Origin of the sequence: Fischerella muscicola PCC 7414 (assembly GCF_000317205.1) — a bacterium.
Lineage (GTDB): Bacteria > Cyanobacteriota > Cyanobacteriia > Cyanobacteriales > Nostocaceae > Fischerella > Fischerella muscicola.
Genome location: NZ_AJLK01000125.1, coordinates 30,776 through 44,106 on the forward strand (window position 1 = coordinate 30,776; position 13,331 = coordinate 44,106).

The window sequence follows — 13,331 nt, forward strand, 5'->3', positions numbered from 1 at the left end:
TCGCACATCTGGTGATGGGGTGATGTGAGCGATCGCTCCAGCATAATTAAGGGTTTTCACTTTCCAACTAACCCAGGTTAATGTGGGCCATCGCACCTTTGATGTTGATACTTGTGTAAAAGCGATCACACTCCTGTTTTCTCTGCTTCTAACGGGATCATTTCTCTGGGTTTTTCTCTGGAGGTAAGCAGAACGCAACTTTGATGGGGTACTTCGCCAACGCGTTTGAGTAATTGACCGTAGCCCTCGTAGCCAAGGCGACATTGTCCTGCTTGACTACCACCACAAAGCATATATTTTAGCTAGCTCTTCTATTTAATATATGGGTAAAGCTAAAGTTAGTTATGCAGAAATCAAGGTTGTTCGTTGATAAAAGCTAGCATTTTTAAACGCAGAGAGAAGTTTGAGCGGAGGTTTCCTCCGTTCGCGTAGACGCGCTAGCGGCTTCTCGTAAGAGTAGCGTCCCGGAGGGAACCTCAAAGCTTCGGTGGGGGCGCAGAGGTACGCAGAGTCTTTTGATTGTAAATTTATGTAAACACAACAATAAATTTTTCCTGTCCCAACTGAAGAACCTATAGAAGCAAGGCTAACCAGTAGGAGAGTCCTGTGAATAGTGGGTGACAGGAAATGATGAACATTGAACAAGCAAAGTTATATACAGATATTCAAGAGTTTTCTTTAGACGAAAACGATGCTATTTATCCGTTCAGCAAGAAACTAGCTAAAGAAAATGGTTGGAGTGCTGAATATACAAAACGGGCAATTGAGGAGTATAAAAAGTTTGCTTTTTTAGTGGTAGTTGCTGGACATACGGTGGTTCCATCAGAACAAGTCGATCAAGTTTGGCATCTGCATTTAACTTATACACATTCTTATTGGGACGAATTTTGTTCAAAAGTTTTACAAACACCACTGCATCACAACCCTACTCGGGGTGGTAGTGTTGAACTTCGTAAATTCCAAGATTTGTATATCAAAACTTTCGCAAGTTACGAGCGTTTTTTTGGGCAAACTCCACCACTAGATATTTGGCCATTACCGCATATTCGCTTTAGTAATGATATGCATTTTGTGCGGGTGAATACTCAGGAAAACTGGGTTTTACCTAAAAATTTAGTGAAGTTGCCAAAGATAAATATAGCTCGTTTGTCACTGCGCCCTACAGGAAATTTATCGTTAATTTGGCTACCCCTATTTTCTTTGGGATTATTAGTAGCAAATAACGAGCCTTTGTTAGCAGCTTCTATTACCAATCCCCTGAATTTAAGCGGCCCTGATTTCCTCTGGTTTTACTTTTTGACGGTAATTATTACTTTTGTCCTAGCTAGAACTTTGCGTTGGTTTTTAAGTATATCTGCTAATAGTTCAGGTAGCGAATCTGACTCTCTCAATGGTTATGAATTAGCATATTTGGCTGGTGGTGCATATCGGGCAGTAGATGCTGCGATCGCTAAACTTGTTCAAGACAAATATCTCACAGTTTCGGCGACAAGGCGTACTTTGCAGTTGGAAAATACTCTTTGTGCCAATAGTCATCCTTTAGAGAAATCAATCGCAGAAGCAATTACTGAGGAAAGTGTCAGTGGTACGAATTATGCTCCTATTGAAACTATCCGCAAAAGAGCCATATCTGCAACCAATTCAATGAGGCGAAACTTGGAAAACCAAGGTTTGCTGGTTAGTGATCGCCAAGCAAGGATGATTCAAATTGTGACTGCAATACCCGTCTTAGCAGTACTGCTATTGGGAATCAGCAAAATCTTTGTGGGGCTTTCCCGAGGGAAACCTGTAGGTTTTTTAATTGGAATGTGCATTGTGACGGCTTTTTTGGCGTTCTTGCTATTGCCTAAGCCACACCGTACTCGATTTGGCGATCGCACCCTCAATTACTATCGCTCATCTTACTCCCCTACCTCATCTGATATTGCATTTGGTGTTGCTTTGTTTGGTAGTGCAGTCTTGGTAGGTTCTTTAGCAGATTTAAAACAAGCCCTCGTACCACCAAGCACTAGTAGTGGTGATGTTACCAGTAGTGTTGGTAGTGGTTGTGGTGGTGGTTGCGGTGGTGGCTGTGGTGGTGGTTGTGGTGGTGGTTGTGGCGGCTGTGGTGGTGGTTGATTTGAAATAGTTTTATGAAAAATTCCATTTTGATAATTACTGGTATTGCAGTCGCCTTGGGGATTTTGGCTGGTGCGTTTATAGTTGTATTGATTTTTTTGCAACGCCGACGCCTCGCGATCGATAGCCTTGTACGCACGGATAATATCGTCGGTTGTTACGGAACTGTGGAAATTCCTCTCAACCGCAGCAGCCCCGGAAAAATCCGCGTTAATCTCAAAGGTTCCTTAGTAGATTTTGTCGCCCTCACCGATGAAACTCAACAATTTCACCAAGGCGATCGCGTTGTTGTTGTGAGGATGAAGGGTAATAAGGTGTGGGTGGTGGGGGTGTGAGGGTGGGGAGATGGGGAGATGGGGAGGTGGGGAGATGGGGAGGTGGGGAACTCACCGGCCCCCACTCCCTGTCGGTCGTGGGGATTAGGGGCAGTGGGGAGATGGGGAGTGGGGGGAGTGTGAGGAGATTTCGGGTTTTAGATTAGAATTTTCAGGTTTCAAATTCAAACTTTCGGGTTTTAGATTAGAACCTTCGGGTTTTAGATTAGAATTTTCGGGTTTCAAATTAGAACTTTCGGGTTTCAAACTAGAACTTTCGGGTTTCAAACTAGAACTTTCAAGATTGTGAATCGGTTAACTACCAACCAACAACCACCAACCAACAACTAACTATGAAAACTATCGCAACTGTACAAGTCGGGCAAATTCCAGCTGATCGGCCTGTCACAACAAATAAAGATAATGAAATAGAAGGATTACTATTTACTAGTCTTCCCATTGCTGCTTCTATTTTTGGTGCTATTGCTATTGTCTGGTTTTTGAAGTCGTTTTTGTGTATTTGCAAGCCTAATGAAGTTTTGATTCTTTCGGGGCGCAAATGGCGAAACAAGGATGGACAACAAGTAGGTTATCGGGTATTGGTAGGTGGGCGTGCGATCCGAATTCCGATTGTGGAAACTGTCAAACGGATGGATGTAACAACAATGCCTGTGCGCGTGGAGGTACGAAACGCCTATGCTAAAGGGGGGACACCTTTAAATATTCAAGCGATCGCCAATGTGAAAATTTCCACTGATCCGGCGGTAGTAGGTAATGCGATCGAACGTTTTTTAGATCGCGATCGCTCAGAATTAGCACGTGTTTCTCGCGAAACTTTAGAAGGATATTTGCGGGGTGTTGTGGCTACCCTCACACCCGAAGAACTCAACGAAGATAGACTAAGTTTTGCTGAACGTATCGCTTCTGATGTCAGTCGTGATTTAGCGAAACTGGGATTACAACTTGATACTTTGAAAATTCAAAGTGTGTCTGATGATGTCGATTATCTCAAATCCTTGGGACGCAAGCAAATAGCCTTGATTTTGAGAGATGCAGAAATTGCCGAATCAGATGCGATCGCTCAAGCCGAACAAGTGGAAGCCCAATGTGAAGAACACGCCCAAGTTGCCAAAACCCAAGACAGAATCATTGTTTTGGAAAAAGAAAACGAACTGCGTAAAATCAAAGCCAAGTTAGAACAAAAAGCCCGTTCCGAAGAAGAAATTACCAAAGCCGCAGCCCAAGAAAAGAAAGCTAAAGCCGAACAAGCACTGCAAGCACTACGGGCAGAATTAGAACGTCTGCGTTTAGAAGCAGATACAGTTTTGCCAGCCCTCGCTCAATCTCAAGCCCAAGAACTTCATGCTAGAGGTGAAGCCGCCGCTTTGGAAGAAAATGCTAAAGCAGCAGCTTTAGTCAACGATATTCTTTCCCAAGTTTGGCAGCAAACAGGAACAGAAGCAGGCAAGTTGTTCTTAATTCAACAAATTGAAATGGTATTACAAGAAGCAGTGCAAATTCCCCAGCGAATTCAAATCGATAAAGTGAATGTGGTTGACAACGGTGATGGTAAATCTTTGGCTAGTTTGGTGAATGTTTATCCAGAGATTGTGTTGCAGTTTTTAGAGAATGTGAATCGGACTTTGGGAATTGATGTAACAGGAACTCTTAATCAGGATAGGTAAATTTTTTGGACAACAAAATTCTCTTTTACCTCTTTTCTCTGTGTTCTCTGCGCCTCTGCGGTTAAATAAATAATTTTTGAACCGCAGAGACACAGAGTACGCAGAGAGAAAAGATGAGAAATTTTATGACTCAGATTGACAAAGTTATTTCTCATTTCTCATGAAGGAAAAATATCATGGAAATTATTGCTTTACTACTCGGAATATTTGGTACTGGTACTGCTGCTGGTTGGTGGGTAATTCGCAATTTGTACTATATTTGTCAGCCCAGTGAGGTGTTGATTTTCGCTGGTAGTCGTACTCCTACAGGTGATGGCAATTCGGTAGGATACCGTTTGGTAAAAGGCGGAAGTGGGATTCAAATTCCCCTGATTGAAAAGACTTTCCGCATGGATTTAACTAATATGATTATTGAATTGCGGGTGGTAAATGCCTTTTCTAAAGGTGGTATTCCTTTGACGGTAGAAGGGGTAGCGAATATTAAAATTGCTGGCGAAGAACCAATTATTTACAATGCGATCGAGCGATTGTTAGGTAAAACTCGTAAAGATATTGAACAGTTAGCGAAGGAAACGTTGGAAGGAAATTTACGGGGGGTGTTGGCGAATCTCACACCGGAACAAGTGAATGAAGATAAGATTACTTTTGCGAAAACTTTGTTGGAAGAGGCGGAGGATGATTTAGAAAAGTTGGGATTGGTTTTGGATAATTTGCAAATTAAAAATATTTCTGATGAGGTGCGTTATTTAGATTCAATTGGACGCAAGCAGCAGGCGGAGTTGTTACGAGATGCGCGGATAGCGGAAGCACAAGCCAAAGCGGAAGCGATTATTAAGGCTTCGGAAAACGATCGCATCACTAAGTTAAGACAAATTGAACGCGATTTGGAGGTGGCGAAGGCGGAGGCGGAACGTAGAGTTAGAGATGCACTAACAAAACGAACCGCAATGGTGGCGGAAGTAGAAGCGGTAGTCAATGCAGAGATTGCGCGGGTACAAGCAGAGGTGGCGGTACAAACTGAACGGATTAAACAGGTGGAAAAGCAATTGCAAGCTGATGTGATTGCGCCAGCCGCAGCCGCATGTCAGCAAGCGATCGCGAAAGCGAAGGGTGATGCAGCCAGAATTATCGAAGATGGCAAGGCGCAAGCCTCAGGTACAAAACGTTTGGCTGAATCTTGGCAAAATGCTGGTACGGCGGCGCGAGAAATATTCCTATTCCAGAAGTTGGAACCATTGTTGAAAATGATGGCTGCGGGAGTTCCGCAAGTGGAAGTAGAAAATTTGACTGTGATTGATGCTGCTAATGGCGGTAATGTGCCAAAACTTGCATCTTTATTAGAACAGTTACGCCAGACTACTGGTATAGATATCAGTAAGGCGATTAATGAATTCAAGGGTGACGGGAAAAGTCTGATTCCGGAAGTGAAATCAAATCTGGATAAACGCCCATAGAAACTGTAGCAATAGGTTGAGCCAAGACTGTTAAAAGTTAACCAATCCTTTACAGTATGGATGAATTCAAAGCGCAAATCCTCCAACTTGTTCAAGAAGCTTGTCAGCATCCAAGAGGCAGTTTAGAACGCAAAAGGAAACTGAATCAAATTATTTATCTGATTCAAAAATCGGGTAGACTTTTGCGATGTACAGGTGTACCTGATGTAGAGGAAGCCTTTCAGAAAACCTGGATATATTTTTGCCAAAATCTCTGTGAAGCAACTACTGCGAGGAATCCCTATGATCCCGAACAAGGTTGTGTGATTAGCTGGTTAAATGGTTACTTGTATTATCGTATTAAAGAAATTAGTCAGAGAAATAAAGAAGAGAAAAACAGAAGAATTAATCCCTCCTTAGGAGAAAATGGTGAAGCAATAGATCCTTTAGATATGATTCCCGCACCACCAGAACCATCACCTATGCTCAAGGAAATTCGGGAATGGCTCACAAATCAAACCAGTAGATTACGGCGTATTCATATTAGCGATCGCCCGGATGTTAACTGTCAAGTTTTGATTGAACGCCGCTTTCTTTTGGAAGTTGCTTGGAAAGATTTATCGCAAGATTTTGGTGTCCCTATACCGACTCTCAGCAATTTCTACCAAAAAAAATGTCTGCCTTTGCTAGAAGAGTTTTGTAAATCCCAAGGCTATCTTGATTAATAGTTTTTGAAGTTTGAATCTACAACTATGAATTACTTAACTGAACGTCAAAATATATCTATCCCTATTCCTGAAGAATTCCGCGAAAATGCTCTTAAATTTGCCAGAGAACAACCAACACAAACCCGAGCAAGACAAGTATATTTAAATACTTTAGCTGTCCAGGTAGTTAATACCTATTTGCAAATGCTAGATATTCCCACAGATTTAGAGTCTAGCTATAGTTTGCATCCTTACCGCAGATTAATTGATGATGTCGCCGATTTAGTGTTAACTGGGATAGGACACTTAGAATGTCGAGCCATTCGCACAGGCGATCGCATTTGTTATATTCCACCAGAAGTTTGGAATGATCGCATTGGTTATGTGGTTGTCGAAATTAATCAAACTTGTACAGAAGGTAAAATTTGGGGATTTTTGCCTAATGTCACAACATCGGAAATTGATATTAACCAGTTACAGCCATTAGATGAATTAATAGAGCGATCGCATCTAGTTTCTTTAAGAGCATGGCTAGAGAATATTTACACAACCGAGTGGCAAACAGTTGAAGAATTTACTCGTAAAAGAAAACCTCAATTTGCTTTTCGTTCTATTAAACGTGTTAGAGGATTGAAATTAGAATCACAAGATATTGTTTGGCAAATTATTGAGCAATTTTACCCCAATCATAGTTGGCAAAAAGGTTTACCATCCAAGTTCATGCCAAAAAAATTCAACAATCGTTGTGAAAAAATTGAGGTAAATAATAATAGTATTATTTCCTCTGAACTTCTGGATATTTTAGTTCATTTAATTAAAACAACTGAAGATGAAGAAACACGTTGGACTCTTGCGGAAATTTTGTGGACTCTACAACCGAACCACCCTGCTGTGACTGCCAGACGCATTATGGATTTGGGAATGCAATTAGATGGTAGTGCTGTAGCTTTGATGGTAGCAGTTTTACCAAAACCAGATCAAACAGTTGCTGTGCTATTACGAGTTTATCCTATGAATCATGCTTATTTACCATTAGGTTTACAATTAGCAGGATTATATGAGGATGGACAAGCATTTTTAGAAGTTCAGGCTAGAGGAGATGATGACTATATTCAATTAAAATTTTGTGCAGAATTCGCTGAGAGATTTCGAGTTAGGGTTAGTTTAAATGATGCAATGATTACAGAAAATTTTGTCATTTAGATATGGATTATTGGATCTGGTACATAAATGATTTTTTTAATCGAACACAGTGCAAGGCGATGAACACAGATAGATTATTCGTTAGCTATTGGGTGGTGATTTCTAGCCATGACATTACGTTAAACATTAAGTTATCAAGTGGTGGTAAATGTGGTTAAGCAGGTTAAACTAGTCATTTTTGAAATAGGAGAGGGTTCTTTCGAGAGGGGATTTCCTGTCAAAGTGAGAATTGGCGAAACTGGTAAGCCTCATACTGCTGAGATTTCCGGGAGATTACCACCTGCACCAGAATTTCCGACAACATACACTGCATGGCAATCTATTTATGAAAAATTGCCAGCAGATTGGTTGATTATTCTTCCTAAAAATCAGATTACAAACTTTTCTAGTAAAGATGCTTGTAATCAAGCAGCTAAAGAATTTCAAGATAGTTTTAATGCTTGGTTAAATCAAGCGCCTGTTTTAGAAATAGAGCGACAATTATCAAGACAAATTGGAAATTCCGAAGATGTTCGCTTTATTTTACAGACTCAAGATTCATTACTGCGGAGATTACCTTGGCATTTGTGGGGTTTTTTCTCTACTAGCCATCCGCAAGCAGAAATAGTCATTAGTTCAGAATACGAACCATCAACAAAGCAACTGAAAGCACCAGTCAAAGTTTTGGCAATTTTAGGTAGTAACCAGGAGATTAATCTCGATCAAGATTTATATTTTCTCAAAAATTTACCGGGTGCAAAAGTTAAAGCATTAATAGAACCTACACGCCGTCAACTAATTGAAAATTTGAGAACTCAACCTTGGGATATTTTATTTTTTGCCGGACATAGTATCAGTAAAGAGGGTGACAGTTGGGGAGAAATTCAAATTAATGCCGACGAGAGCTATTTATCATTACGAAATTTACGTTACTCTCTTAGGTATGCAGTCAGACAGGGATTAAAATTGGCAATTTTTAACTCTTGTGATGGATTGGGATTAGCACGCAATTTAGCTGATTTACGCATTCCTTACACAATTGTCATGCGAGAACCTGTACCTGATATTATTGCTCAAGAGTTTTTGAAATATTTTCTGACTGCATTTACTAGTGGTGAATCTTTATATGCGTCTGTAAATCAAGCACGGGAACGCCTATATGAGGAGTGGGAAAGAGACTATCCTTGTGCTTCTTGGCTACCTGTAATTTTTCAGAATCCAGCTGCGACGGAATTAAAATATCCCCGAATTCTAAACTGGAAAGAAAAGGCTTACCGAATAGTTCTTTTCACAGTTTCACTGGGGTGTGTTGGTGCAGTTTTGTGGCGTGGGATTGATGAAATTAATTTCCGTAATCGGTTTAGTGATGGCGATAAAATTTTAGTAAAAACAGTTTCGACTGACTATAAAAAGCAAGGAGTGCAAGCATTATCATGGAAAAATTATCATCAAGCAGTTAGTAAATTCAAACTTTCTTTAAAACAAAAATCTAATGATCCGGAATCATTAATATATTTGAATAATGCTAAAATCGGCAATCAAGAAGTATTGACGATCGCAGTTGTGGTTCCTATTGGTACGAATCCTGATGTCGCACAGGAAATTTTGCGGGGTGTAGCACAAGCTCAAGATGAAATTAACCGTAGAGGTGGTATTGATGGTAAGTTACTCAAAGTTGAAATAGCTAATGATGATAACAATCCTACTATTGCTCAAAGGGTTGCTAACAGATTTGTCCAGAATCAAAATATCTTAGCAGTAATCGGACATAACAGTAGTGATGCTAGCGTCCCTGCTGCTAATATTTATCAAGCAGGAAAATTGGTGATGATTTCACCAACTAGTACTTCTCCATTGGTAACTAACCCCGAAAACCGATCTGCTGGGAGTTATATCTACAGAACTGTAATTAGAAATGATGTCATTGCCGAAACTTTAGCCGAGTATGCAAAAAAAGAAGGCAAAACTCGCGTTGCTATCTGTCGTGATTCTCAAGCAAAAGATCAGTCTTATGAACCAGCAATAGCTTCAGCACTGAGCAAAAATGATATTCAGTTAATTGATATTCACTGCGATTTAGCAGCAAAGAATTTTCAGCCAGAATTTGCCATTGAACGTGCGCTCAAAGTCCAAGCAAATAGTATATTTCTCAATCCCCATGTTGACAGAATTGACAAAGCTATAGAGATTGCTAAAGTCAATCAAGGCAAATTAATGCTTTTTGGCAGTCACAGTATGCAAACTCAAAAAACTCTTAAGGCAGGTAAAGCTGTTAACGGTTTAGTGATGGCTGTTTCTTGGCACACTGACGCTTCTGCTAATAAAAAATTTGTTAAAGATGCCTATAAACTTTGGAATGATCCAAATTCTATCACTTGGCGTACAGCAAATGCCTACGATGCTACAAATGCGATCGCTCAAGCCCTAATTCAAAAAGATAACACCAGAGACGGCATCCAACAAGCTTTATCTGGTGGTTTTGCTTTAGAAGGTGCTACGGGAACTATGCAATTTTCACCTTGGGGCGATCGCATCGGTACGGCGGTGTTAGTGGAAGTTAAACCCGATCCCAAAAATCCTAGTAACTATAGTTTTGTACTCAAAGACTCTGTTTTTAATCGTATTAGCTTGGGAGATAAAATTTTAGCTCAAGATACACAACCTAGTAACGAGAAAAAAGCAGGTATACAAGCTTTTGCAGCAGAGAAATATGAGGTAGCAATCGCATATTTTCAAAAATCTCTGCAAAATATGCCCAATGATCCCGAAACACGCATATACTTACAAAATGCCCTTGCTGCTCGTCATGGCAAAGTTTTAAAAATTGCTGTCAGTGTCCCGATTGGTAGTAATCCCAATGTTGCCAGAGAAATACTTCAAGGTGTAGCTCAAGCTCAAGATGAAGTTAATAATAAAGGTGGTATTCAAGGATATTTGTTGCAGATAGAAATAGCAAATGACGATAACAATCCTGATATTGCCAGAAAAATTGCTAACTATTTTGTCAGCCACAAGCAAATTCTAGCAGTTATTGCTCATAATGCTTCCGATGCTTCTGTAGCAGCCTGTGAAATTTATCAAAAAGGGAAATTAGTCAATATTTCTCCTACTAGCTTTTCGCTAAAATTATCGGGGTGTGGTTCCTATGTATTTCGCACTGCTCCCAATCTGCGTTTTTTGGCTGATTCTGTTTCTCACTATGCGATCAATGTTGCTGGTACAAAAAACTTGGCTATTTGTGTAGATGAAAAAGCTATAGATAATCAATCTTTTCGCGATGAATTTGCTTCTGCTACCATTGCCGGTGGTGGAAATATTGTGAATATTAGCTGTGATTTTTCTGCACCAGATTTTGAGCCTCATAAAATTATTGTGGATGCAATTAGCAATGGTGCTGATGGCTTATTTTTAGCTCCCCATATTGATAGAATTAGTAAAGCTTTAGATTTAGCTAAAGCCAATCAAGGCAGACTCAGATTATTTGCCAGTACTTCACTATATACCTTACAAACTCTCCAGCAAGGAAAAGCTGATATTAATGGTTTAGTGTTGGCTGTTCCTTGGGAAGCCAGAAGAAATTTTGCAAGTGAATTTGCTAAGAACTCCCAGAAACTTTGGAATAGTTTAGTAACTTGGCGTTCTGCTACAAGTTATGATGCAACTATAGCTATAGTTAATGGTTTACAGCAAAGTAAAACTCGTAGTGGACTGCAAAAAGTCTTGCGTAATCCTAAATTTTCTGCTAATGGTGTAACTGGAAAAATTCAGTTTTTACAATCAGGCGATCGCCCTATTAAAAATAAAAATGATATTGTCTTGGTGAAAATTCAACCAAGTCGTACATTTGCAAATCAATATGAATTTTTCCCTTTATATCCTTAATGCCAATATAAAACTTTTTCCTTAACTAAATTGTGCCCATCACGAGAAACTCTGAGCATTTTCCGGTTGAGAAGATAACGAGTTTTACCTTTAATAGCAATATATTCACTATCTTCTGCTTTCGCAGAGGAATTGTAGTTTGACAATAATGGTAGAGTAATTATACTAGTTCCATTCTTAGTTACAGCTATATAAGTATCTGGCGTTTCTCTACCACAAATATACACAATATAGTTTTTGGTTGCAGCTTCTACAAAGGAAGTATTATCTTCAGGACAACCTTTCACTAAAGATTGACCATCAGCTGCGATCGCATTATTAACTTTTTCTCTTAAAACAAGACTATTACGTTTACTAAATTTAGTTACTACTAATTCATAGGGTGTAACGGTATATATTACCCCAGTATTTTTAGCAAAGTAAGCTTCACCTACTTTATTACTGACGGGAATAGTAATTTTACTACCACTATTTTTATAAATTTGTACGTAATATCCTAGAGAGTTTTTTTCGTCTCCCCTGCAAATATAAACATAATATTTAGCTGTCTCAAAAATTCGCTTCGGTAGCAATTGTGTAGATGGACAAACTTGTTGTTTTGTTAGTTGTATCAGGGAATGATTAAAGTTACTTACTGATGTAGATTCTTTTTTAATTTGTGCTTGTGCCTTTACTAAAGGAGAGAAAAAGAATAAGCAGCTGAGACTGGCAAAGGCTAACTTAAAAATTACTTTGTGATACAGTCTAGATTGTAAAAACTTCATATTTTTAAATTTTTAAACAGTAAAACTACCGCCATTAACAACTAGTTATTGGCGTTGAAATATCAGTGTTTTAACGGTTGTAAAGCTGGAATTATTATCCTACTAAAAAAAAGTCCAGAACAACTAAAAGTCCCGGACTTATTTATTTTTTTAAAAATCTAATTCTTAAATAAAGTTATTGCTATGGTTAGTAGTTGATTGTTGGTTGTTGATTGGTGGTTGTTGTAGAGACGTGCCATGGCACGTCTGTACAGTGGTTAGTGGTTAGTAGTTAGTAGTTAGTGGTTAGTAGTTAGTGGTTAGTAGTTAGTGGTGAGTCCAGCCCCCCAAAAAGGCGGTTCCCGTCACGTAGACACGTAGACGCATAGACGCGAAGCGGCTTCCGCAGGTAGCGGCTTAAGGCAGGGTAGTGGCTTAAGGTAAGGGTAGGGTTAGTGGTTAGTAGTTAATTTATAATTGACTCCCCACCTCCCCATCTCCCCACTGCCCCTAATCCCCACTCCCCCAAGGGAGTGGGGGCCGGTGAGTTCCCCACCTCCCCACCTCATCCTCCCTCACACTCCCGTCTGGTAATGTGATGGCGATAGCGAAACATTGCTTCTAGTTGCACATTTACCAACCAACCACCCAAAAATTCGACTGGATCTCCACCTGGTAAAGAAAAAGAAACTTCATCAGTCAACCTAGTTTTACCATCTTCCGGTTCAAACCGATGCCGATGCACCCAATAATCGAAGGGGCCAGATATTTGTTCATCAGTAAACAAATGAAATTCTTCGTATTCGGTATGACGTGCCAACCAACGCAAAGGCAATGGCCCCAAAAAAAGACGAAATTCCGTCACAGCACCGACACCCAACCCTCCCTCGCGACGCATTACTTGTACAGGTTGCCAAGGCGGGGTAAGCAGTTGCAAAACATCTGGCCTTTCATGAAATCGCCAAACAACTTCTACCGGTGCATTAATTACTGAGGAGTACTTAAAGTCCAGCATTGAGAACAACCTCAAATTCACCCTTCATATTCAGTATCAATTTCAATATCCAGAGTCTCTTCATCAACACGGATATATAAAATATTGGGACGACAGCAAACCTGACAATCTTCCACATAAGATTGTTGTCCACCTACACTCAAGTCAACAAAAGTCAGATTTGTTTCCCCACAATAAGCACAATAAAACTCTGCTGTAGTTTGCATTTATCAATTTTGGATTTGGATTGCTAATTGTCAATGAATAATCTTC

11 protein-coding genes are annotated in these 13,331 nt (G+C 39.8%); 7 read left to right on the plus strand and 4 right to left on the minus strand.

From position 1 onward, the window contains the following. Positions 1-125: 125 nt before the first annotated feature. The gene (locus UYI_RS37010) at positions 126-293 is read right to left on the minus strand and encodes a hypothetical protein (protein WP_016868486.1); all 168 of its coding nucleotides are present in this window, start codon (positions 291-293) and stop codon (positions 126-128) included. A 334-nt stretch (positions 294-627) separates the two neighbouring features. Between UYI_RS37010 and UYI_RS0120245 the strand changes: the two genes are divergently transcribed. The 7 genes from UYI_RS0120245 to UYI_RS0120275 all read left to right on the plus strand — a co-directional run bounded on the left by UYI_RS0120245 (position 628) and on the right by UYI_RS0120275 (position 11,321). Beyond that, positions 628-2,118, plus strand: a complete 1,491-nt coding sequence (locus UYI_RS0120245) for a TIGR04222 domain-containing membrane protein (RefSeq protein WP_235147984.1) — start codon at positions 628-630, stop codon at positions 2,116-2,118. A gap of 14 nt (positions 2,119-2,132) precedes the next feature. Continuing rightward, positions 2,133-2,453 (plus strand): NfeD family protein, encoded by a 321-nt coding sequence (locus tag UYI_RS0120250; RefSeq protein WP_016868488.1) that lies wholly within the window; start codon positions 2,133-2,135, stop codon positions 2,451-2,453. Positions 2,454-2,785: 332 nt separating this feature from the next. After that, positions 2,786-4,117, plus strand: coding sequence for a flotillin family protein (locus tag UYI_RS0120255; RefSeq protein WP_016868489.1), 1,332 nt, complete (start codon positions 2,786-2,788; stop codon positions 4,115-4,117). A 176-nt stretch (positions 4,118-4,293) separates the two neighbouring features. Continuing rightward, positions 4,294-5,571 carry a flotillin family protein gene (locus UYI_RS0120260; RefSeq protein ID WP_016868490.1) on the plus strand — a complete coding sequence of 426 codons (1,278 nt, stop codon included), beginning with the start codon at positions 4,294-4,296 and terminating at the stop codon, positions 5,569-5,571. A 56-nt stretch (positions 5,572-5,627) separates the two neighbouring features. After that, the gene (locus UYI_RS0120265) at positions 5,628-6,275 is read left to right on the plus strand and encodes a hypothetical protein (protein WP_016868491.1); all 648 of its coding nucleotides are present in this window, start codon (positions 5,628-5,630) and stop codon (positions 6,273-6,275) included. Positions 6,276-6,302: 27 nt separating this feature from the next. Continuing rightward, a complete protein-coding gene (locus tag UYI_RS0120270; protein ID WP_016868492.1) occupies positions 6,303-7,460 on the plus strand; it encodes a DUF1822 family protein in 1,158 nt (385 codons plus the stop codon). A 150-nt stretch (positions 7,461-7,610) separates the two neighbouring features. Beyond that, entirely contained in the window at positions 7,611-11,321 is a 3,711-nt protein-coding gene (locus UYI_RS0120275) for an ABC transporter substrate-binding protein (RefSeq protein ID WP_016868493.1), read from the plus strand. Here the strand turns inward: UYI_RS0120275 and UYI_RS0120280 are convergent. The 3 genes from UYI_RS0120280 to UYI_RS0120290 all read right to left on the minus strand — a co-directional run bounded on the left by UYI_RS0120280 (position 11,318) and on the right by UYI_RS0120290 (position 13,285). Beyond that, a complete protein-coding gene (locus UYI_RS0120280; protein ID WP_016868497.1) occupies positions 11,318-12,085 on the minus strand; it encodes a hypothetical protein in 768 nt (255 codons plus the stop codon). The genes UYI_RS0120275 and UYI_RS0120280 overlap by 4 nt on opposite strands. Positions 12,086-12,629: 544 nt before the next feature. Then, positions 12,630-13,079, minus strand: coding sequence for an SRPBCC family protein (locus UYI_RS0120285; RefSeq protein ID WP_016868498.1), 450 nt, complete (start codon positions 13,077-13,079; stop codon positions 12,630-12,632). A 17-nt stretch (positions 13,080-13,096) separates the two neighbouring features. Further along, entirely contained in the window at positions 13,097-13,285 is a 189-nt protein-coding gene (locus UYI_RS0120290; RefSeq protein WP_016868499.1) for a CPXCG motif-containing cysteine-rich protein, read from the minus strand. Between the last annotated feature and the right edge of the window lie 46 nt (positions 13,286-13,331).

Bases quoted from the DNA above. Each gene is read 5' to 3' on its own strand.
- UYI_RS0120285 (WP_016868498.1), bottom strand. From the start codon at position 13,079: ATGCTGGACTTTAAGTACTCCTCAGTAATTAATGCACCGGTAGAAGTT.
- UYI_RS0120280 (WP_016868497.1), bottom strand. From the start codon at position 12,085: ATGAAGTTTTTACAATCTAGACTGTATCACAAAGTAATTTTTAAGTTA.
- UYI_RS0120265 (WP_016868491.1), top strand. From the start codon at position 5,628: ATGGATGAATTCAAAGCGCAAATCCTCCAACTTGTTCAAGAAGCTTGT.
- UYI_RS0120255 (WP_016868489.1), top strand. From the start codon at position 2,786: ATGAAAACTATCGCAACTGTACAAGTCGGGCAAATTCCAGCTGATCGG.
- UYI_RS0120260 (WP_016868490.1), top strand. From the start codon at position 4,294: ATGGAAATTATTGCTTTACTACTCGGAATATTTGGTACTGGTACTGCT.
- UYI_RS0120250 (WP_016868488.1), top strand. From the start codon at position 2,133: ATGAAAAATTCCATTTTGATAATTACTGGTATTGCAGTCGCCTTGGGG.
- UYI_RS37010 (WP_016868486.1), bottom strand. From the start codon at position 293: ATGCTTTGTGGTGGTAGTCAAGCAGGACAATGTCGCCTTGGCTACGAG.
- UYI_RS0120245 (WP_235147984.1), top strand. From the start codon at position 628: ATGATGAACATTGAACAAGCAAAGTTATATACAGATATTCAAGAGTTT.
- UYI_RS0120270 (WP_016868492.1), top strand. From the start codon at position 6,303: ATGAATTACTTAACTGAACGTCAAAATATATCTATCCCTATTCCTGAA.
- UYI_RS0120290 (WP_016868499.1), bottom strand. From the start codon at position 13,285: ATGCAAACTACAGCAGAGTTTTATTGTGCTTATTGTGGGGAAACAAAT.